Here is a 20,616-nt window from a genome sequence, read left to right as displayed (position 1 = left end):
ACGCCCGCTTTCCCGCGATCGACGGCTTGCCAGGAAGCCTTCCGATCTGCGGCGCCCCGACGCTTTCAGCGGCAGGACCGCTTGGAGCGCGAGCTGCCGCTCCGCTGAGTCGCGCTTAGAACCTGTTCACGATCTTTCCCGGGTAGTGCAAACTCTGCGGATGCGAACAAAGACGTATCCGAGTGACATGAGCCGGGAGCGGTTCGAGCAGATCCGCCCCATTCTGGAGCAGGCGCGCAAGCGTACCAAGCCACGGACCGTGGATCTGTAGGACGTGTGGTGCGCGGTGCTGTACCTGCTGCGCACCGGCTGTCAGTGGCGAGCGCTGCCCAGCGACTTCCCGAAGTGGCGCACCGTGCACTGCTACTTTGCCAAGTGGAACGAAACAGACGATGAAGGAGTCAGCCTGCTGGAGCGGGCGCTCAAAAAATCAGGGTGGCGCGGCCCGCCAGAGACAGGGGCGCAACGCTTGCAGCACGTTCTTGATCGTGGACGCACAGAGCGTGAAGAACACGGACACGGCCGGCCAGAAGGGTTATGACGCGGGCAAGAAGGTCTTGGGGATCAAGCGTCGCATCGCCGTCGATACCCAAGGCCTGCCGCATGCGGTCGCGGTGACGAGGGCGGAAGTGACCGACCGCAAAGGCGCGCTCCAATCCCTGGATCGTTGCAAGCCGAACCTGGGACACGTGCAAAGCCTGTTGTGCGATAGCGTCTATACCGCAGAACCGTTCGCCGAAGGCGTACGAGAGATCCTGGGCAAGCAAGTCACGGTGCAGATCGCCAAACGCAGCGAACTGCACACCTTCAAGGTCATGCCCAAGCGCTGGAGCGTCGAACGCAGCTTTGCGTGGCTGGAAAAGAACCGAAGGCTATGGAAGAACTGCGAGCGCAAGCTCAACACCAGCTTGCAGTTCATCCACCTGGCATGCCTGACACTACTACTCAAAAGATCGTGAACAGGTTCTTAGCGCGGCACGCCCAGTTAAGGTTGCAAAAGCGGCCACGCGGTGCCTGCGCCTGCCCGAGCCGTGCCGCCGATTACTTCTTCGTTGGCCGCTTCCAGCCTTCGTGGGTGCTCTGCCGCGCGCGCGCCACGGTGAGCTGGCCGGCCGGCGCATCGTGAGTGATCACCGAGCCGGCGCCGATGGTCGCTCCGTCGCCGATATGCAGCGGCGCCACCAGGGCGCTGTTGGAACCGACGAAGACGCCGTCGCCGATGGTGGTCTGCGACTTGTTCACGCCGTCGTAGTTGCAGGTGATGGTGCCGGCGCCGATGTTGACGCCGCTGCCGATCACCGCATCGCCGAGATAGCTCAGGTGGTTGACCTTGCTGCCGATGCCGAGCACCGCCTTCTTGGTCTCGACGAAGTTGCCGATGTGCGCGCCGTCGGCCAGCACCGTCCCCGGCCGCAGCCGCGCGAACGGGCCGATCTGCACCGCGCCCTCGGTGACCACGCCTTCCAGGTCGCAATGCGCGCGCACTTCGGTGCCCGGGCCCAGGACCACGTCCTTCAAGCGCACGTATGGGCCGATGCTGACCCCGTCGGCCAGGTCCACTTCGCCCTCCAGCACCACGTTCACGTCGATGCACACGTCGCGGCCCACCCGCACCCGGCCGCGCTGGTCGAGGCGGTTCGGGTCGAGCAGCTGCGCGCCCTGCTCGCACAGCGCACGCGCGGCACGCAGCTGCCAGGCGCGTTCCAGCTGCGCCAGCTGCCACGGGTCGTTGGCGCCTTCGGCCTCGATCGGATCGGCCACCAGCACCATCTCCGCCGGCGTGAACTCGGCGGCAGCGGCGGCGAACACGTCGGTGAGGTAGTACTCGCCCTGCGCGTTGTCGGCGCGCAGCTGCGCCAGCCAGCGCTTGAGCGCGGTGGACTCGGCGGTGACGATGCCGGTGTTGATGATACGGATGCGGCGCTGTTCGTCGTCGGCTTCCTTGTGCTCCACGATCGCAGCGACCTTGCCCGCCGCGTCGCGCACGATGCGGCCGTAACCGCTGGGATCCTCGGGTTCGGCCACCAGCACCGCCAGCCGCCCCGGCGAATGCAACAGGCGCGACAAGGTGTCGACGCGGATCAACGGCACGTCGCCGTACAGCACCAGAGTCGTGGCCGCATCCGGTACCGCCGCCATCGCCTGCCGCAGCGCATGCCCGGTGCCCAGTTGCTGCGCCTGCTCGGCCCACAGCAGGTCCGGCTGGTCGGCGAAGGCGGCGCGCACCGCATCGCCGCCATGGCCGTAGACGACATGGATCGCCGCCGGCTGCAGGCGGCGCGCGGTCTCGACCACGTGCGCCAGCATCGGCCGGCCGGCGATCGACTGCAGCACCTTGGGCTTGGCGGACTTCATCCGCTTGCCAGCGCCGGCGGCCAGGATCACGACGTGCAAGGGCAGGCTCATGGGACGGTTCCATTCTGGGTGAACCGGAATTCTAGAGGCTGCCGCGCGGACGTCACGCGGCGGCGGCGTGGCGGCGCCGCGGCATTTACATCCGCGCGGCAGACGTTAGCATGCGCGCTTGATCTCAATCCGGGGCGTCCATGGGTCTGCTGCGCCAGGGCCGTCAGTTCCTGCTGATCGGGCTGCTGCAACTGCTGGTCGACTGGAGCATGTTCGTCGCCGCGACCGCCGCCGGCATGCCGACGGTCCCGGCCAACGTGCTCGGCCGCGTGGGCGGCGCGCTGCTCGGCTTCTGGCTCAACGGCCGCATCACCTTCGCCGGCGGCAACGGCGCGCGCCTGGGCTGGCGGCGTTTCGGCCGCTTCATGGCGATGTGGATCGTGCTGACCGTGCTCAGCACCTGGCTGGTGGCGCTGTGCGTGGACGCGCTGGGCCTGCGCCTGGCATGGCTGGCCAAGCCGGTGGTCGAAGGCGTGCTGGCGGTGCTGTCGTTCTTCCTGGGTCGGCATCTGGTGTATCGCTAGGGCGTGTCATCAATTAAGTAAAATGACGGAGGCGGCCCAGTAGATGGCGCCGAGGAAGTTGCAGGCGGTCTTGTCGTATCGGGTCGCAATGGCTCGGTACTGCTTGAGTTTGGCAAAGAAGTTCTCGATCAAGTGTCGATCCCTGTACAGCACCCGGTCGTAGTCACGTTGCACGTTGCGTGTTGGGTGGGAGGGGATGACGATCTGGGTCCCCTGTCGCTGCATCGGCTCGATGACGCGCGCGCTGGCGTCGTAGGCTCGGTCAGCGAGCAATGCGCCCACCGACAAGGGCGGCAACAAGGCATCTGCGCCTTCCAGATCCGACGCCTGGCCTGCGGTCAGATGAAACGCCAGCGGATTGCCCAGTGCATCGACCACCGCGTGGATCTTGCTGCTCAGTCCGCCGCGGCTGCGTCCGATGGCTTGCCGCTCCCCCTTATTGCCCCGGCGCTGTGCTGATGCGCCCGGACGATGGTGCTGTCGATCATTGCGTACTCGTTGTCCGCGTCTTTCGACAAGGCCTGGAACACCTGGTGCCAGATGCCGGACCGGCTCCAGCGGCTATGTCGCAGGTGGATCACGCGAAAATCGCCGAAGCGCTCAGGCAGATCGCGCCAGGGGATGCCGGCTCGGTAGCGGTACAGCACGGCTTCGACGAACAGCCGGTTGTCTTTGGCAGTCACGCCGACATGGCCGGCTCGGCCGGGAAGCAGATCGCGGATGCGATCCCACTGATCGTCTCGCAGGGCGTAGCGACGTGCCATTGCAGGGCCGGAGAGTAAAGCGGCGACAAGCATCCACTATTCTAGCAATTGATGACAGATCCTAGGGGTGACATGCCGGAGCTCGCGGTGGGAGCGACTGAAGTCGCTCCCACCACATGAAGGCAGCGGCGGTCGATAGCCCGGCCTGCACGCGCTCGACCGCGCAGGCCGCATGCAGGTGCAATCGGGGACGAGCGGCCCACTCGCCCCGCTCAGCGGCAGAAATCGCCCAGGCTGCGCACCAGCGCGGTGCGATGCACCTGGTCCAGTTGCCAGCGCAGCGCATAGGCTTCGGCCGCGCGCGCGGTGGCGGCCGGGCAATCGGCTGCCCGCCGCGCCGCGGCACTGGCCTGCAAGCCATCCAGCATCTCGCCCTGCAACCGGTTCAGGCGCTCGCGCAGCACCGCCAAGTCCGCGCGCGGCTGGTCGGGAGCGCGGCCGCGCAGCCGCCAACGCGCCAGCAACTGGTATTGCACCAGCTTGTTGGACTCGATCTGCATGCCGAAGAAACGCACCGCATCGTCCGCGTCCACGCCATGCGCCGACGCCTGTTCGCGCACGCTGGCCAGCACCGCCGCCTCGCGCGTGGCATCCAGCACCGGCTTGCCGCTGTCCCATTTGCTCAGCGCGACCTGGTCGCCGATCGCGTTGCGCTCGACGATCCGGTCGAGCAACGGTTCGAGCACGGTGGCGCTGCGCGCCGGCATGGCGCAGCCCAACAGGACGGCGCCGGCCAGCAGCGCGGTCAGCGCGCGGGTGAGTTCAGTAGGAAGGTAAACGGTCATCGTGGCTCTCCTGGGACCGTCTGCGTGAGGGAAGGATGTGCAGAGCGGGCGGTCATCTTGCCGCAGCCAGTGGGCGCTGTCGTTGCGCCGCGGCACCGTTGTCTGGCGATCGCGCGGCCGAGTCAGCGGCGATTAAAGTCGGCGCCGTGCGCCGCGTCACTGTTTCGCGCCGGCGCCGCGCCGGTGCGCTGCGGCGGGCTCGCCGGGCCGGGGCCACGGCGCGGCTCCCCCTGCGCCCGGCGCACGCCACGAACGAAAACGCCGGCAGGCAGCCGGCGTCTGCGTCGCGATCGGGCGCCGCGCCCGCCGGCGCGTTGCCGCTCAGTGCTTGAGGGTCTTGCGCAGGCGCTCCAACGCCTGCAGTTGCGCAGTGACTTCCGCCAACTTGGCCTGCGCCTCGGCCACGTCGATGCCCTCGCCGCGGTTGGCGAGCATGCGCTCGGCTTCTTCCTTGGCCTTGCGCACCGACGCCTCGTCGATGTCCTGCGCGCGGATCGCGGTGTCGGCCAGGATGGTCACCACCTGCGGCTGTACCTCGAGGATGCCGCCGGAAATGGCGAAATCCAGCTGCTCGCCGCTGGCGGTGGTCACCACCACCTTGCCGGGCTTGAGGCGGGTGATCAGCGGCGCGTGCTTGGGCGCGATGCCCAGCTCGCCCAGCTCGCCGGTGGCGACCACCAGGGTCGCTTCACCGTGGTAGATCTCGTGCTCGGCGCTGACGATGTCGCAACGGATGGTGCTCATGGTGCCTCACTGGGTTAGGCGGGACTCGGGACCCGGGAATGGGGGAAGCAGGCTGTCTGCTCTTCACCACTGCACGATGCCTCGGATGCCACGTGTCCCGCCTTTACGATTCTCGATTCCCGATTCCCGCTCCGGGATGCCGGCCGCAACGCGGCCGGCATCCGGATCAGGCCTTCTCGGTCATCTTCTTGGCCTTCTCGACCGCTTCCTCGATGCTGCCGACCATGTAGAACGCCTGCTCCGGCAGGTGGTCGTACTCGCCGTCGACGATGCCCTTGAAGCCGCGGATGGTGTCCTTCAACGACACGTACTTGCCCGGCGAGCCGGTGAACACTTCGGCCACGTGGAACGGCTGGCTGAAGAAACGCTCGATCTTGCGCGCGCGCGACACCGACTGCTTGTCCTCTTCGGACAGCTCGTCCATGCCCAGGATCGCGATGATGTCCTTCAGTTCCTTGTACTTCTGCAGGGTCATCTGCACGCGGCGGGCGGTGTCGTAGTGCTCGTGGCCGATCACGTTCGGATCCATCATGCGCGAGGTGGAATCCAGCGGATCCACCGCCGGGTAGATGCCCAGCGAGGCAATGCTGCGCGACAGCGCCACGGTCGAGTCGAGGTGGGCGAAGGTGGTCGCCGGCGACGGGTCGGTGTAGTCGTCCGCGGGCACGTACACGGCCTGGATCGAGGTGATCGAGCCGGTCTTGGTCGAGGTGATGCGCTCCTGCAGCACGCCCATTTCCTCGGCCAGGGTCGGCTGGTAGCCCACCGCCGACGGCATGCGGCCCAGCAGCGCCGACACTTCGGTGCCGGCCAGGGTGTAACGGTAGATGTTGTCGACGAACAGCAGCACGTCCTTGCCCTTGCCGGACGCGTCCTTCTCGTCGCGGAAGTACTCGGCCATGGTCAGGCCGGTCAGCGCCACGCGCAGGCGGTTGCCCGGCGGCTCGTTCATCTGGCCGTACACCATCGCCACCTTGTCCAGGACGTTGGAGTCCTTCATCTCGTGGTAGAAGTCGTTGCCCTCGCGGGTCCGCTCGCCCACGCCGGCGAACACGGACAGGCCCGAGTGCGCCTTGGCGATGTTGTTGATCAGTTCCATCATGTTGACGGTCTTGCCGACGCCGGCGCCGCCGAACAGGCCGACCTTGCCGCCCTTGGCGAACGGGCACATCAGGTCGATGACCTTGATGCCGGTTTCCAGCAGCTCGGTGGCCGAGGACTGGTCTTCGTAGCTCGGCGCGGCGCGGTGGATCTCCCAATGGTCGGTGGCCTGCACCTCGCCGGCCTCGTCGATCGGGCGGCCCAGCACGTCCATGATCCGGCCCAGCGTGCCCGGGCCGACCGGCACCGAGATCGCACGGCCGGTGTTGGTCGCCACCAGGTTGCGCTTGAGGCCGTCGGTGGAACCGAGCGCGATGGTGCGCACGATGCCGTCGCCCAGCTGCTGCTGCACTTCCAGCGTGATGGCGGTGCCTTCGACCTTCAGCGCGTCGTAAATCTTCGGCACATCGGCACGCGCGAATTCGACGTCGACGACCGCGCCGATGATCTGAACGATCTTGCCCTGACTCATGTTTGCTGCTCCGGTTAACTTAATTCGATCGACCGACGAGTCGGCCCTTCACTATCCGTGATTCGGGAGTCGGGATGCGTAAAGCGCGCCTGCTGCTTCTGCGAATCCCGAATCCCCGATCCCGCGGCCGTCGTCAGACGGCCGCTGCACCGCCGACGATCTCGGAAATCTCCTGGGTAATCGCCGCCTGCCGCGCCTTGTTGTAGATCAGCTGCAAGGTGCTGATCAGCTTGTTGGCGTTGTCGCTGGCGGCCTTCATCGCGACCATGCGCGCGGCATGCTCGGAGGCCACGTTCTCCAGCACCGCCTGGTACACCAGCGACTCGATGTAGCGCGTCATCACGTGCTCCAGCACGGTCGCGGCATCGGGCTCGTACAGGTAGTCCCAGTCGTGGTGCGCGACCTGGTTCTCCGCCGGCGGCAGCGGCAGCAGCTGGTCGAAGCTGGCCTTCTGCGTCATCGTGTTCACGAAGCGGTTGTAGACCAGGTACACGCGGTCGACCTTGCCCTCGGTGAACGCATCCAGCATCACCTTGATCACGCCGACCAACTGCTCCACGCGCGGCACGTCGCCGAGGTGGCCGACGCTGCCGACCATGTCGACCTTGAGCCGGCGGAAGAACACCGAGGCCTTCTGGCCGATGGTGACCACGTCGATGCCGGCGCCCTTGTCCTGCCATTGGCGCACTTCGCCCAGCATCTTGCGGAACAGGTTGTTGTTGAGGCCGCCGGCCAGGCCGCGATCGGAGGAGATCACGATGTAGCCGACGCGCTCGACCGCGTCGCGCTGCACCAGGAACGGATGCGTGTAGTCGGTGCTGGCCTGCGCCAGATGCCCGATCACCTGCTTCATCGCCTGCGCATACGGCCGCGAGGTCTTCATCCGATCCTGCGCCTTGCGGATCTTGGAGGCCGAGACCATCTCGAGCGCGCGCGTCACCTTGCGGGTGTTCTGCACGCTCTTGATCTTGGTTTTGATTTCGCGTCCGCCTGCCATGCTCTTCTCGTCGGGACTCGGGACTCGGGACGCGGGATTCGAAAAAGCCCGCGCACGAATCGTTTCTACCTCTTCCGGATCTCGTGCCCCGGACCAGGGAACCCGCTTTCGCGAGTCCCCAGTCCCCGGTCCCGAGTCCCGGCTCGCTTTACCAGCTACCGGTGGTCTTGAACTCGCCGATGCCCTTCTTGAACGCCGCCTCGATCTCGCCGTTCCAGTCGCCGCTGTCGTTGACCTTGGCGACCAGCTCGCCGGCGGTGTTGGCGAAATGCGCGTGCAGACCTTCCTCGAACGCGCCGATCTTGGCGACCGGCACGTCGTCCAGGAAGCCTTCGTTGACCGCGTAGATCGACAGCGCCTGGTTGGCGATGGACATCGGCAGGTACTGCTTCTGCTTCATCAGCTCGGTGACGCGCTGGCCGCGCTCGAGCTGCTTGCGGGTGGCTTCGTCCAGGTCCGAGGCGAACTGCGCGAACGCCGCCAGCTCGCGGTACTGCGCCAGCGAGATGCGGATGCCGCCGGAGAGCTTCTTGATGATCTTGGTCTGCGCCGCGCCGCCGACGCGCGACACCGAGATGCCCGCGTTCACCGCCGGGCGGATACCCGCGTTGAACAGGTCGGTTTCCAGGAAGATCTGGCCGTCGGTGATCGAGATCACGTTGGTCGGCACGAACGCGGACACGTCGCCGGCCTGGGTCTCGATGATCGGCAGCGCGGTCAGCGAACCGGTCCTGCCCTTGACCTCGCCCTTGGTGAACTGCTCGACGTAGTCCTCGGACACGCGCGCGGCGCGCTCCAGCAGGCGGCTGTGCAGGTAGAACACGTCGCCCGGATACGCTTCGCGGCCCGGCGGGCGCTTCAGCAGCAGCGAGATCTGGCGGTAGGCCACGGCCTGCTTGGACAGGTCGTCGTACACGATCAGCGCGTCTTCGCCGCGGTCCATGAAATACTCGCCCATGGTGCAGCCGGCGTAGGCGCTGATGTACTGCATCGCCGCCGATTCGGAGGCGGTGGCGGCGACCACGATGGTGTGCGCCAGCGCGCCGTTCTCTTCCAGCTTGCGCACGATGTTGGCCACGGTCGAGGCTTTCTGCCCGATCGCCACGTACACGCACTTGATGCCGGTGGTCTTCTGGTTGATCACCGCATCGATCGCCAGCGCGGTCTTGCCGGTCTGGCGGTCGCCGATGACCAGCTCGCGTTGGCCGCGGCCGATCGGGATCATCGCGTCGACCGACTTGTAGCCGGTCTGCACGGGCTGGTCGACCGACTTGCGCCAGATCACGCCCGGCGCCACGCGCTCCACCGGCGCGGTCGCGCTGGCGCCCAGCGGCCCCTTGCCGTCGATCGGCTCGCCCAGCGCGTTGACCACGCGGCCGAGCAGTTCCTTGCCCACCGGCACTTCCAGGATGCGGCCGGTGGTCTTGGCCACGTCGCCTTCGCGCAGGTTCTCGTAGTCGCCGAGCACCACGGCGCCGACCGAGTCGCGCTCCAGGTTCAGCGCCAGGGCGAAGGTGTCGTTGGGCAGTTCGATCATTTCGCCCTGCATCACGTCGGCCAGGCCAAAGATGCGCACGATGCCGTCGGACACGCTGGTGACCGTGCCTTCGTTGCGCGACTCCGCGGCCAGCTTGACCTGCTCGATGCGGTGCTTGATCAGTTCGCTGATTTCGGAGGGGTTGAGCGTGGTTGCCATCTTGGTTTCCTTCGGATCGTCCCGCGTAAGGGCGGAGGCGACGTTTGGTTAGCTTCTTTGAGAATCGGGAATGGGGAATCGGGAATCGCAGGTGGCGTCGCCGCCGGGCCGGGTTCTCTCTTCTCTATTCGCCATTCCCGCTTCTTAGTGGGCCAGCGCGGATTGCAGGCGCGACAGCTTGCCTTTCAGCGAGCCATCGATGACCACGTCGCCGGCGTCGATCACCGCGCCGCCGATCAGCGACGCATCCACCGCCGTGGTGATCTCGACCTCGCGGCCGAAGCGCTGCTTCAGCGCCACCTTCAGCGAAGCCACTTCCGCCTCGCTCAGCTCGGCGGCCGAGGTCACGTTGGCCTTGACCACGCATTCGGCCTCGGCACGCAGCTGATCGTACAGCCCGGCGATCTCGGGCAGCAGCGGCAGCCGCTGGCCTTCGGCCAGCAGGCTCAGGAACCGCGCGTACTGCTCGTCGGCCACCTGCGGCGCCAGCAGCGCCACCGCCTGTTCGCGCTGCAGCTGCGGGTTGTGCAGCAACGCGGCCACGCGCGGATCGGCCGCGACCTGCGCGGAGAACGCCAGGGCCTGCGACCACGGCGCGAGCTTGCCGGCATCGCTGGCCGCGGCGAACGCGGCGCGGGCGTACGGACGCGCCAGTGTGAGGGCCTGGCTCATCTCAGATCTCCGCCGCCAGCGCGTCGAGCAGCGCCTTGTGGGCGTTGGCGTCGATTTCGCGCTTGAGCAGCTTTTCCGCACCGCTGACCGCCAGCTGCGACACCTGGCGACGCAGGTCCTCGCGCGCACGGTTGGCCGCGGCGTCGATCTCGGCCTGGGCCAGGTCCTTCTGCCGGTTGGCCTCGGCGATCGCCTCGTGCTTGGCCGCCTCGACGATCTGGTTGGCGCGCGCGTGGGCCTGGTCGATGATCTCGTTGGCCTTGACGCGTGCGTCCTTCAGCGCTTCGTTGACCTTTTCCTGCGCCTGCGCCAGATCCTTCTGGCTGCGATCGGCGGCGGCGAGGCCTTCGGCGATCTTCTGTTGGCGCGCTTCGATGGCCTTCAACAGCGGCGGCCAGATCTTGGTGGCGACGATCCAGATCAGACCGGCAAACGCCAGCGCCTGGGCAAAGAGGGTGAGACCGATATTCATTGGGTACGCTCAGCCAAAGGTGACGGGGTGGACGCGCCGCCATCGCGGCGGGCGCGTCCGAACCTTCATCCGTAGCGGCGGCCGCATCGCTGCGGCCGTCCGTCGGTGCTGCTGGATCAGCCGCCCTGCGGCAGGCGCGACACGAACTCGCCGACCATCGGATTGGCGAACGCGAACAGCAGGCCGACCGCGACGCTGATGATGAACGCGGCGTCGATCAGGCCGGCGGTGATGAACATGCGCACCTGCAGCACCGGGATGAGTTCCGGCTGGCGCGCGGCCGACTCCAGGAACTTGCCGGACATGATGGCCAGACCGAGGCCGGCGCCCAGCGCGGCCAGCCCGATCATGATGCCGACGGCGAGGACGGTGGAGCTCTGGACTTGGGCGAGGTTGGTCAGGACGGCGAAGTACATGGTTTTCTCCAGGAACAAAGTTGCTTGAGGATGGTGAATCGGACGAAGGGTTGCAGGAACGCGTGAAGCAGGAACGTCAGTGGCTGTCTTCCGCCAGGCTCAGGTACACGATGGACAGCATCATGAAGATGAAAGCCTGCAGCGGGATCACCAGCAGGTGGAACAGCATCCAGCCGAAGCCGAACGCGCCGCCGGCCAGCGCGCCGACGATGCCGGCACCGCCCAGCACCCAGATCAGCAGGAACACGATCTCGCCGCCGAACATGTTGCCGAACAGCCGCATCGCCAGCGAGATCGGCTTGCTCAGCCACTCGACGACATTGAGGAGCAGGTTGAACGGCAGCGCCCACTTGCCGAACGGGGCGGTCAGGAATTCCTTGGTCATCCCGCCCGCGCCCTTGGCGCGCAGCGAGAAGAAGATCATCAGGAAGAACACGCTGATCGACATGCCCAGGGTGGCGTTGACATCGGCGGTGGGCACCGGCTTCCAGTAGTGCACGCCGGCCCAGCTCAGCGGGATCGCCATGAAGTCCGACGGGATCATCTTGATGAGGTTCATCATCAAGATCCAGAAGAACAGGGTGATCGCGATCGGGGTCACCAGCTTGCTGGTGCCGTGGTAGGTGTCCTTGGCCTGGCGGTCGACGAACTCGAGCAGGATCTCCACGAACGCCTGCCACTTGCCCGGCACGCCGGCGGTGGCCTTGCGCGTGGCCAGCCAGAAGCCGAACACCATCAACAGGCCCATCAACACCGACATGACCAGCGTGTCGACATGGATTTGCCAGAAACCGCCTTCCTGCACCTGGAAGGTGAGGTTCTGCAGGTGGTGCTGGATGTAGGAGGTAGGGGTTGCTGCCTCGCCCGCCATGAGTCCTGAGCCTTTATCGTGATTCGATCAACGTCTGGCCAGAGCCAGAACCTGGAACATCAGCCCGACGGCGATACCCGCCAGCAGGGCCAGAGGAGGCAGCCGCCACCAGGCAAAGCCCAGCGCCAGCACCGCGAACACCAACACCCACTTCAGCACCATGGCGACGATCAGCCGCGCCATCGCCGCGCCTGCCGCCTGCACGCCGCCGCCCAACGCGGTGCGTGCCGCCAGCCACCCGCCCGCCACCGTCGCCAGCCCGGTCGCGGCGGCGCCCACGGCGTAACTCGGCCCCAGCAGCAGGAACGCCAGGGACACCACCGCCACCGCCAGCAGCGGGTAAACCGCTGCGCGCAGCATCAGCCGCCGACCCGCATCAACGGAGTTCAGCACAGAAAATCCTGCAGTTGGTGGTGGATTGGGGACGTCTTCGCGTCCGTTCTAGCCGCGGGAGTATAGCAATGGGACAATTGACGAGACAACCGCCAAAGGTCGCGACCATCCCGCAACGCGTCCGGCCGCAGACCATACCACGCCGCCGCCGGCCGGACCCATGATGGATGCGATGCAGCAGGGATTTGCGGGGAACCATTCCGCGCCGGCGGGTTCCGTCCCGCAGGGACTGCGCCCAATCCTCGTCGATTCTCAGCGCAGGCCCATGGAGCCCCGGGCAACCGGGGCTCTTCATTGATGCGTCCGATCCGGGATGGACGCCGCACCGCCTTCCCCATACTTTCACGAATGATGGACATGGCCTTAAGGATAGGCGCGCGCGCCGTGGCGTTGGCCATCGGCGCATCCATCTCCAATGACGGAGCTTTTGCCTTTTATGAAACACCTGCTTGCCCTGGCGTTGCCGTGCGCGCTCGCCGCCGCCTATGCCCTCCCCGTGCACGCCGCCGATCCCGACGACCGCTTCACTCTACGTCTGGGCGCGATGAACATCGACAACAGCAACACCCTGCGCGGCCGCACCACGGTCGACGGCCAGCAGATCTCCGGCGCCCAGGACTTCGGTTTCGGCGGCAAGGAGTGGGAGCCGCGCGTCGATGGCGCGTTCCGCCTGAGCACCCGCCCGCGCCTGATCTTCGACTACTTCAAGTACGACAAGGACCGCCGCGAAAGCCTGGGCCAGGACGTGAGCTACAACGGCACCACCGTGCCGGCCGGCAGCTTCATCAAGGGCGAGCTCAAATACCAGGTCGCCAGCCTGGTCTACGACTACGCCGCCATCGACGCGCCCACCTACAACCTGGGCCTGCAGATCGGCGCCGAGTACGCCAGGGTCGAGGCCAACGCCTACGCCGACCTGGGCGCGCTGTACCGCGGCGACGCGATCGACGACCGCGAGGACGGCGCCGCACCGGTGGTGGGCGTCCGTTTCTCCGCGCACCCGGGCGAGCATTGGCTGTTCAGCGTGCAGGGCCAGTACCTCAACACCAAGTGGGGCAGCTTCGACAAGTACGACGGCGACCTGAGCCGCGCCAACGCGATCGTCGAATACCACTTCACCAGGAACTTCGGCCTCTTCGCCGGCTACGATTGGTTCAAGCTGGACGTGGACCGCAAGACCGACTCCAACGCCAGATCGCTGACGGGCGTCGGCCTGAAGCAGGAGTTCAAGGGCCCGGTGGCCGGCGTGACCGTCGCATTCTGATCCCTTCGGGACTCGGGACTCGGGACTCGGGACTCGCAAGCAGTTTCATGCAGAACCCCACAGCGATGCGGGGTTCTGTCGTTGTGGCGGTTGGATGGACGGGCTTGCTTGTGGTCAGTGCGCATGGAGGCACAGACGGCGGCCCGGGTGCGCCGGAACGCCGCTCACGGCGGCTTGGTCACGCCCGCCACCAACAGGTGCCGGTGAATCTCGCAATAGCACGCCTCGCGCCAGCCGTAGTGCGGATCGCGGCACACCGAATGGCGTACCGCGGCAGGCAGGTCGCCCACCGCACTGCGCAGATCGTGTTTCAAGGCCACGAACACCGAACCGGAGTCGGGCCAATCGGTCCGGTGCGGCGGCTCCCTCCCGCATGCGGTTGCCCTTGCCCAGTTCGCGCTCTCCAGCAGCGCCTGCAGTTCGGGGCACAGCGGCATCTCGCGCATCGCATTCTCCTCAACCGCGGCACCGGTGCCGCGCAGAAACGACGACGCCCCGCAAGCGGGGCGTCGTCGGCATCGCCAAGCGCCGCGCGGCGCTTACTTCTTCTTCGGGATGTACAGGTCGGTGATGGTGCCGTCGTAGACCTCGGCGGCCATGCCCACCGATTCGCTCAGGGTCGGGTGTGCGTGGATGGTGTGGCCGATGTCCGCGGTCTCGGCGCCCATCTCGATCGCCAGGCCGATCTCGGCGAGCAGGTCGCCGGCGTGCACGCCGACGATGGCGCCACCGACGACGCGGTGGGTCTGCTCGTCGAAGATCAGCTTGGTGAAGCCCTCGGTGCGGCCGATGCCGATCGCGCGGCCGCTGGCCGCCCATGGAAACTTGGCCACGCCGACCTTCAGGCCCTTGGCCTTGGCCTCGGTCTCGGTGACGCCGACCCAGGCGATTTCCGGGTTGGTATAGGCCACCGATGGGATCACCCGCGCGACCCACTCTTTCTTCTCGCCCGCGGCCACTTCGGCGGCCAGCTTGCCCTCGTGGGTGGCCTTGTGCGCCAGCATCGGGTTGCCGACGATGTCGCCGATGGCAAAGATGTGCGGCACGTTGCTGCGCATCTGCCGGTCGACCGGGATGAAGCCGCGCTCGGTGACGTGCACACCGGCCTTCTCGGCGCCGATCTTCTTGCCGTTCGGCGAACGACCCACCGCGACCAGCACGCGGTCGTAGGTGGTCGCGCCCAGCGCCGGCGTCTGGCCCTCGGCCGCGGCCTCGAACGACACGGTGACGCCCTTCTTGTCGGCCTTGACCTGGCTGGCCTTGGTCTTCAGATGGACCTCCACGCCCTGCTTCTTCAGCCGGTCGGCCAACGGCTTGACCAAGTCCTTGTCGGCGCCCGGCATCAGCTGGTCCATGAACTCGACCACGGTGACCTTGCTGCCCAGCGCGCTGTACACCGTGGCCATTTCCAGGCCGATGATGCCGCCGCCGACCACCAGCAGGGTCTTGGGGATCTCCTGCAGCTCCAGCGCGTCGGTGGAGTCCATCACCCGCTGGTCGTCCCACGGGAAGTTCGGCAGCTTCACCGCCTGCGAACCGGCGGCGATGATGCACTGCTCGAAGCGCAGCAGCTGGATCTTGCCGTCGGCGCCGACGATCTCCAGCTCGTTGGGCGACACGAAGCTGGCCACGCCGGTGACGGTGCGCACCTTGCGCTGCCTGGCCATGCCGGCCAGGCCGCCGGTGAGCTTGCCGACCACGTCGTCCTTGTAGGCGCGCAGCGTGTCCAGGGCGATCTTGGGGGCGCCGAAGGTCACACCGAAATCGCCGGCATGGGCGACCTCGTCGATCACCGCGGCCGCGTGCAGCAGCGCCTTGGACGGGATGCAGCCGACGTTGAGGCACACGCCGCCGAGGCTGGCATAGCGCTCGATCAGCACCGTGTCCAGGCCCAGGTCGGCGGCGCGGAACGCGGCGGTGTAGCCGCCGGGGCCGGCGCCGAGCACGACCATCCTGCATTCGATGTCGGCCGGCTTGCCGCTGGACAGCGCCGGCTTGGGCGCCGGCGGCTCGGCCGGGGCGCGATGCGACGGCGCCACCGGCGGCTTGGCGGCCGGCGTCTCGGCCTTGGCCGGCGCAGGCGCGGCCGCGGGCGCCGCGCTGGCGTCCTCGGTCTCCAGCAGCGCGATCACCGCGCCCTCGGACAGGGTGTCGCCGAGCTTGACCTTCAGTTCCTTGATCACCCCGGCCGCCGCCGACGGCACTTCCAGGGTGGCCTTGTCCGACTCCAGGGTCAGCAGGCCCTGGTCCTTCTTCACCGTGTCGCCAACCGCGACCAGCACTTCGATGACCGGCACCTCGCTGTAGTCGCCGATATCCGGGACCTTGACCTCAATGACCGCCATGCAGCTTCTCCTGTGGCCCGGCCGGCGCGCCGACGGGCGATTGCAGTTCTACGGCGGCGCCGCGATGGACGCGGCGCACGCAGGTGGGGGGGGACGACACGGGCCGCGCCGGGCGCGGCGCCGTTGCGGCAGGGCTTACAGCAGCACGCGGCGCATGTCCGCCAGCACCTGGCTCAGGTAGGTGGTGAAACGCGCCGCCGCAGCGCCGTCGATGACGCGGTGGTCGTAGCTCAGCGACAGCGGCAGCAGCAACTTCGGCACGAATTCCTTGCCGTTCCACACCGGCTGGAGCGCCGCCTTGGACACGCCCAGGATCGCCACTTCCGGCGCGTTGACGATCGGCGTGAACGCGGTGCCGCCGATGCCACCCAGCGAGCTGATCGAGAAGCAGCCGCCGCTCATCTCGGCCGGGCCGAGCTTGCCGTCGCGCGCCTTCTTGGCCAACTCGCCGCTCTCGCGCGCCAGCTCGACCACGCCCTTGCTGTCCACGTCGCGGATCACCGGCACCACCAGCCCGTTCGGGGTGTCGGCGGCGAAACCGATGTGGAAGTACTTCTTCAGGGTCAGGTGCTCGCCGGCCGCATCCAGCGAGGCGTTGAAGTCGGGGAACCGCTTCAGCGCCGCGGCGCTGGCCTTGAGCAGGAACGCGAGCATGGTCAGCTTGATGCCGGCCCCGCTCTTATCGGAAGCGGCGTTCTCCTTGTTCAGCGCCACGCGCAGCGCTTCCAGGTCGGTGACGTCGGCCTGCTCGAACTGGGTGACGTGCGGGATCATCGCCCAGTTGCGCGCCAGGTTGGCGCCGGAGATCTTCTTGATCCGCGACAGCGGCTTGACTTCGACCTCGCCGAACTTGGCGAAGTCCACCTTCGGCCACGGCAGCAGGCTCAGGCCGTTGCCGCCGCCGGTGGCCGCCGCGCCGCCGCCGGCCGTGGCCGCTGCGCCGCCGGCCAGCGCGGCCTTGACGTAGCGCTGCACGTCGTCCTTGCCGATGCGCCCGCCCCGCTCGGTGCCGCGGACCTGGAGCAGGTCCACGCCCAGTTCGCGCGCGAACACGCGCACCGCCGGGCTGGCATACGGCACCTTCTGCGGCAGCACGCTGTCGGCGTTGAACGCCACCGGCGGGCTGCTCGGGGTGCCGGCCGACGCCGCGGAGGCGGTCGCCTTGGCCGGGGCCAAGGTCTGCACCTGCGCGATCTCGCGCTGGGCGAGCTTGTCCGGCGCCGCCGAGACAGGGACCGACTCGACTCCGCCCCCGGTCTCGGCGCTGGGTTCGACCGCGGCACCGGCGTTGGCCCCGGCCACCTCGATCAGCGCCACCACCTTGCCCGCGGACAGGCTGTCGCCGACCTTGACCTTCAGTTCCTTGACCACGCCGGCCACCGACGAGGGCACTTCCATCGTCGCCTTGTCCGACTCCAGGGTGACCAGGCTCTGATCCTTGACCACGCTGTCGCCCACCGCGACCAGCACCTCGATCACCGGCACGTCGCTGTAGTCGCCGATGTCCGGCACGCGCGCCTCGACGATGCCGCCGGCCGCCGGGGCCGGCTTGGTCGCCTGCTGCGCGGCCGCGGCGGGCGTGGCCTTGGCCGGGGCCGCCGCCGGGGCCGGCGCGGCGGCGCTGGCGCGGTCCTCGGCCACTTCGATCAAGGCCACCAGCTTGCCTTCGGACAGGCTGTCGCCAACCTTGACCTTCAGCTCCTTGACCACGCCGGCGAACGGCGACGGCACTTCCATCGTCGCCTTGTCCGACTCCAGGGTGACCAGGCTCTGGTCCTTCTTCACCGTGTCGCCGACCGCCACCAGCACTTCGATGACCGGGACGTCGCTGTAGTCACCGATATCGGGGACAAGTGCTTCCTTGATTTCGGCCATGCGGGCAACTCCGGCAACTGATGAGGGGAAACCCCTATTGTGGCGGCCCCCAGCCGCAGCGCCAACCTTTACCGGCAAAAAAGCCCGCGCCGTGGCGCCGGGAGGCGCCTGCGCAGGCGTTCGCGGCGCCCTTTACGCAGGCGCGCTGTCGCGCCGCCGGGGCGCGCAGCCTTCACGGCCCAGTCCCTAGGATGCGCCGCACCTTCGTCGGAGTATCGCCATGCGTGTGTTCGTGCTACTGATGGCACTGGCGATGCCGCTGGTCGCCTGGTTCTCGCAGCGCGGCGCGTTCGGCCCGACCAATGGCGCCATCTCCGACCGCTACCCGACCCTGATCGTCGCCGCCGGCTACGCGTTCGCGATCTGGGGGGATCTTCCTGCTCGACCTGGCCTTCGGCCTGTGGCAGCTGTCGCCGCGGCGGCGGCGCCACGGCACGCTGGCGCAGGTGCGGCTGCCGGCGGCGCTGGGTTTCGGTCTCACCGCGCTGTGGATGCCGGTGTTCTCGCAGCAGCACTTCCTGCTGGCGCTGGCGGTGATCTGGGCGGCGCTGGCCTGCCTGGCGCTGGCCGCGCTGCGCCTGTCGCGCGACGCGCACGCCGAGCCATGGCAGGCGCTGTGGGCGTGGCTGCCGCTGTCGCTGCACGCCGGCTGGCTGTCGCTGGCCGCGTTCCTGAACACCGCGCAGGTGATCGTCGCCTACCAGTGGCTGTCCATCACGCACATGCTGCCGTGGAGCCTGCTGCTGTTCGCGCTGGCCGGTGCGCTGCTGCTCGGCCTGAACCGGGCGATGCGCGGCAACCTGGCCTATGTCGCGGCGGCGCTGTGGGCGCTGGCCGCGGTCTACGTCAAGCAGGCCGGCAGCGGCCTGGACGGTGCGCGCAGCGCGGCCTGGGTGGCGCTGGCGCTGGCCGCGGCGCTGCTGGTGCAGACGCTGTGGCTGCGGTTGCGCGCGTCGCGGCACGCAGTGCCCTGATCCGGGCTAGGTGGGCGCTGGCGTGAGCCACACCTGCAGCGGCGCCCACGCCTGCTGCAGCCTTGCCAGCGAGAAGGCGGCATTGGCCGGACTGGTCGAGGGTAGCGCCAGCACCGCCGGCGGCGGCTCCCGCGGCGCCAGCTGCGGCTGCACGAAACGCGCGAACGCGTTCGCCGCCGCGGCGCCGTTGCAGGCGATCGCACGCAACTGCGACAACTGCGCGATGCGCGCAGGCAAGGGATTGGGCACTTCGCTGCCGCGCACGATCGCCGTATCCAGGCTGCCGCTGCGCCGACACTGGCCGATCACGTCCCATAGGCCCACGCCGCAGGCGTGCGCTGCCTGCAGGCGCGCGTGATAGTCCAGCTGCGGATCGAAACCGCACAACCCGCCCAGCAATGGCCACAAGCGGTTGCGCGGATGGGCGTAGTAGCGCGCGAGCTGCAGCGACAGCGCGCCGGGCATGGAGCCGAGAATCAGCACCCGGCAATCGTCGCGAATCTGCGCGGGCAAGCCGCGCGACACGGCGTCCGTCGTCACGTCGAACCCACCTCGATGAATGTCGCCAAGTCTTAAAACCTCGTTATTTCAGGCATCGGACGCGTGTGTCTGAACAAGGCTCGCATTCGCTCGACCGAGGTCGGCGTCGATTCATCTTCGCATCGATACGGTGTGCACGCCCACTCCTGTGGCCCCACAAAAAAAAGATTGAGGAGATTCCCATGCGGTCCATTCAAACTCTGAGTCTGGCTGTCGTTTCCGCCCTTGCGTTCGCGCCCGCCGCGTTTGCGCAGGATGGCGACACCGCATCCGGCAAGCGCTTTGCCGTCGTCGGCAGCGCGACCCTGCTCGACCCCCATTCCAAGCCGGCCAACGGCCTCGACGTCGACGGCGGCCCGGCGCCGACCATCAGCGCCAGCTGGCTGATCAACGACAACTGGGCGCTCGAACTGTGGGGCGCGGCCGACAAGTTCAACCACCGCGTCAGCTCCAGCGGCGTGGGCAAGGTCGGTAGCGTCGAACAACAGCCGCTGGCGCTGAGCGGCCAGTACCACTTCGGCCAGGCGGACAACGTGTTCCGTCCGTTCGTCGGCGTCGGCTACTACGCGTCCAACTTCAGCAACGAGAAGATCAACGGCCTGTCGGCCAGCGGCCAGCACGTGAGCCTGGACACCGCCAAGGGTGCGATCGGCACCGTCGGCGTGGACATGAACATCAATTCGAACTGGTTCGCGCGCGCCGATGCGCGCTACATGCATTCGCGTCCGGAACTGCAGGTCGCCGGCAACGGCACCGGCCAGGACCTGAAGCTGGATCCGTGGCTGGTCAGCTTCGGCGTCGGCGCGCGCTTCTAAGCGCGTCTACCTCGGGCGGGCCAGATGTATGCGCCCCCCACGGAACGGTTGAAAGACCCCGGCCTCGGTCGGGGTCTTGCTTTTGATGGCACGATGCTCAAGGCCGCGACCGCGGCGGCCTATCTGGGACAGTGGGTGGGGATGACATCGACCGGCAGAGGCACGACGGGAAACGCCAAACCAGGACGGCCAGCATCATGCGCCGAACAGCGTCATACCCTATTTCGAGACTGACCTGCCTCGACTGAGAACGGCCGTCTCGAACGGCTGTTGGACTGGACGCATCCGCACACCGAGGCAATGAAGATCGGCCAGGGAAAACGCCGGCCGCTCCAACAAACACGAGGCAGACCAGTGTGTGCTTGAGCACATCAATGTGGACAAGCGCTGGGCCTGGCGCCTTGCATGGGCTGTTTCGTGGACACTCACCGGCCATCTTCCGAACCGACCGCGGCCATGCAAACGCTGGCAGTCCCTGATCTCGAACTGT

At 67.5% G+C, this 20,616-nt stretch carries 19 protein-coding genes and 2 pseudogenes; 5 read left to right on the top strand and 16 right to left on the bottom strand.

Annotated features, from left to right (window positions below; all coding sequences use genetic code 11):
- Window positions 1-160 precede the first annotated feature (160 nt).
- Window positions 161-959 (top strand): annotated as a pseudogene (locus tag G4Q83_RS02760) (IS5 family transposase).
- 82 nt (window positions 960-1,041) lie between these two features.
- Here G4Q83_RS02760 and glmU read toward each other — a convergent pair.
- Window positions 1,042-2,406: a bifunctional UDP-N-acetylglucosamine diphosphorylase/glucosamine-1-phosphate N-acetyltransferase GlmU gene (gene glmU / locus G4Q83_RS02755; protein WP_128421957.1), complete on the bottom strand. Its 1,365-nt coding sequence runs from the start codon at window positions 2,404-2,406 to the stop codon at window positions 1,042-1,044.
- A 140-nt stretch (window positions 2,407-2,546) separates the two neighbouring features.
- On the opposite strand from glmU, the gene G4Q83_RS02750 reads away from it, so the two are divergent.
- Window positions 2,547-2,930, top strand: coding sequence for a GtrA family protein (locus tag G4Q83_RS02750; protein WP_128421956.1), 384 nt, complete (start codon window positions 2,547-2,549; stop codon window positions 2,928-2,930).
- Between the two features lie 9 nt (window positions 2,931-2,939).
- On the opposite strand, the gene G4Q83_RS02745 is transcribed toward G4Q83_RS02750, so the two are convergent.
- From G4Q83_RS02745 to G4Q83_RS02695, 11 genes are all read right to left on the bottom strand, one after another.
- Window positions 2,940-3,694, bottom strand: a protein-coding gene (locus G4Q83_RS02745) for an IS5 family transposase (protein WP_425509728.1) whose coding sequence is annotated in 2 segments (ribosomal slippage) — window positions 2,940-3,392 and window positions 3,395-3,694 — 753 coding nt in all. Because the reading frame shifts where the segments join, the coding sequence is not laid out codon by codon here.
- A 212-nt stretch (window positions 3,695-3,906) separates the two neighbouring features.
- On the bottom strand, window positions 3,907-4,479 hold the full coding sequence (locus G4Q83_RS02740; protein ID WP_128419616.1) for a chorismate mutase: 573 nt from the start codon (window positions 4,477-4,479) through the stop codon (window positions 3,907-3,909).
- 321 nt (window positions 4,480-4,800) lie between these two features.
- Window positions 4,801-5,223 (bottom strand): F0F1 ATP synthase subunit epsilon, encoded by a 423-nt coding sequence (locus G4Q83_RS02735; protein WP_128419617.1) that lies wholly within the window; start codon window positions 5,221-5,223, stop codon window positions 4,801-4,803.
- 166 nt (window positions 5,224-5,389) lie between these two features.
- A complete protein-coding gene (atpD, locus tag G4Q83_RS02730; RefSeq protein WP_128419618.1) occupies window positions 5,390-6,796 on the bottom strand; it encodes a F0F1 ATP synthase subunit beta in 1,407 nt (468 codons plus the stop codon).
- A gap of 133 nt (window positions 6,797-6,929) precedes the next feature.
- Window positions 6,930-7,793 (bottom strand): F0F1 ATP synthase subunit gamma, encoded by an 864-nt coding sequence (atpG, locus tag G4Q83_RS02725; RefSeq protein ID WP_128419619.1) that lies wholly within the window; start codon window positions 7,791-7,793, stop codon window positions 6,930-6,932.
- 148 nt (window positions 7,794-7,941) lie between these two features.
- Entirely contained in the window at window positions 7,942-9,489 is a 1,548-nt protein-coding gene (atpA, locus tag G4Q83_RS02720; RefSeq protein WP_128419620.1) for a F0F1 ATP synthase subunit alpha, read from the bottom strand.
- Between the two features lie 144 nt (window positions 9,490-9,633).
- Window positions 9,634-10,161: a F0F1 ATP synthase subunit delta gene (locus G4Q83_RS02715; protein WP_128419621.1), complete on the bottom strand. Its 528-nt coding sequence runs from the start codon at window positions 10,159-10,161 to the stop codon at window positions 9,634-9,636.
- Window position 10,162: 1 nt separating this feature from the next.
- Window positions 10,163-10,633: a F0F1 ATP synthase subunit B gene (locus G4Q83_RS02710; RefSeq protein ID WP_128419622.1), complete on the bottom strand. Its 471-nt coding sequence runs from the start codon at window positions 10,631-10,633 to the stop codon at window positions 10,163-10,165.
- 116 nt (window positions 10,634-10,749) lie between these two features.
- Window positions 10,750-11,049 carry a F0F1 ATP synthase subunit C gene (atpE, locus tag G4Q83_RS02705; protein WP_128419623.1) on the bottom strand — a complete coding sequence of 100 codons (300 nt, stop codon included), beginning with the start codon at window positions 11,047-11,049 and terminating at the stop codon, window positions 10,750-10,752.
- 76 nt (window positions 11,050-11,125) lie between these two features.
- On the bottom strand, window positions 11,126-11,920 hold the full coding sequence (gene atpB / locus G4Q83_RS02700; protein WP_128419624.1) for a F0F1 ATP synthase subunit A: 795 nt from the start codon (window positions 11,918-11,920) through the stop codon (window positions 11,126-11,128).
- Window positions 11,921-11,947: 27 nt separating this feature from the next.
- On the bottom strand, window positions 11,948-12,313 hold the full coding sequence (locus G4Q83_RS02695; protein WP_128419625.1) for an ATP synthase subunit I: 366 nt from the start codon (window positions 12,311-12,313) through the stop codon (window positions 11,948-11,950).
- Between the two features lie 436 nt (window positions 12,314-12,749).
- Between G4Q83_RS02695 and G4Q83_RS02690 the strand changes: the two genes are divergently transcribed.
- Window positions 12,750-13,577: a hypothetical protein gene (locus G4Q83_RS02690; RefSeq protein ID WP_128419626.1), complete on the top strand. Its 828-nt coding sequence runs from the start codon at window positions 12,750-12,752 to the stop codon at window positions 13,575-13,577.
- 164 nt (window positions 13,578-13,741) lie between these two features.
- Here the strand turns inward: G4Q83_RS02690 and G4Q83_RS02685 are convergent, their stop codons facing one another.
- The 3 genes from G4Q83_RS02685 to aceF all read right to left on the bottom strand — a co-directional run bounded on the left by G4Q83_RS02685 (window position 13,742) and on the right by aceF (window position 17,797).
- Complete coding sequence (locus G4Q83_RS02685) at window positions 13,742-14,023, bottom strand: hypothetical protein (protein ID WP_128419627.1); 282 nt, start codon at window positions 14,021-14,023, stop codon at window positions 13,742-13,744.
- Window positions 14,024-14,116: 93 nt separating this feature from the next.
- On the bottom strand, window positions 14,117-15,922 hold the full coding sequence (lpdA, locus tag G4Q83_RS02680; protein ID WP_128419628.1) for a dihydrolipoyl dehydrogenase: 1,806 nt from the start codon (window positions 15,920-15,922) through the stop codon (window positions 14,117-14,119).
- Between the two features lie 135 nt (window positions 15,923-16,057).
- Window positions 16,058-17,797: a dihydrolipoyllysine-residue acetyltransferase gene (gene aceF, locus G4Q83_RS02675; RefSeq protein ID WP_128419629.1), complete on the bottom strand. Its 1,740-nt coding sequence runs from the start codon at window positions 17,795-17,797 to the stop codon at window positions 16,058-16,060.
- Between the two features lie 220 nt (window positions 17,798-18,017).
- On the opposite strand from aceF, the pseudogene G4Q83_RS02670 reads away from it, so the two are divergent.
- Window positions 18,018-18,771: pseudogene (locus G4Q83_RS02670) on the top strand (hypothetical protein).
- Window positions 18,772-18,777: 6 nt separating this feature from the next.
- Here the strand turns inward: G4Q83_RS02670 and G4Q83_RS02665 are convergent.
- Window positions 18,778-19,236, bottom strand: coding sequence for a DNA-deoxyinosine glycosylase (locus G4Q83_RS02665; protein WP_246432359.1), 459 nt, complete (start codon window positions 19,234-19,236; stop codon window positions 18,778-18,780).
- 257 nt (window positions 19,237-19,493) lie between these two features.
- Between G4Q83_RS02665 and G4Q83_RS02660 the strand changes: the two genes are divergently transcribed.
- Window positions 19,494-20,126, top strand: coding sequence for an OmpW/AlkL family protein (locus tag G4Q83_RS02660; RefSeq protein WP_128419631.1), 633 nt, complete (start codon window positions 19,494-19,496; stop codon window positions 20,124-20,126).
- The last annotated feature ends 490 nt before the right edge of the window (window positions 20,127-20,616 follow it).

The organism is Xanthomonas theicola (assembly GCF_014236795.1).
Classification (GTDB): domain Bacteria; phylum Pseudomonadota; class Gammaproteobacteria; order Xanthomonadales; family Xanthomonadaceae; genus Xanthomonas_A; species Xanthomonas_A theicola.
The sequence above is the reverse complement of the archived record's forward strand: the minus strand, read 5'-3'. Positions and strand labels throughout refer to the sequence as shown.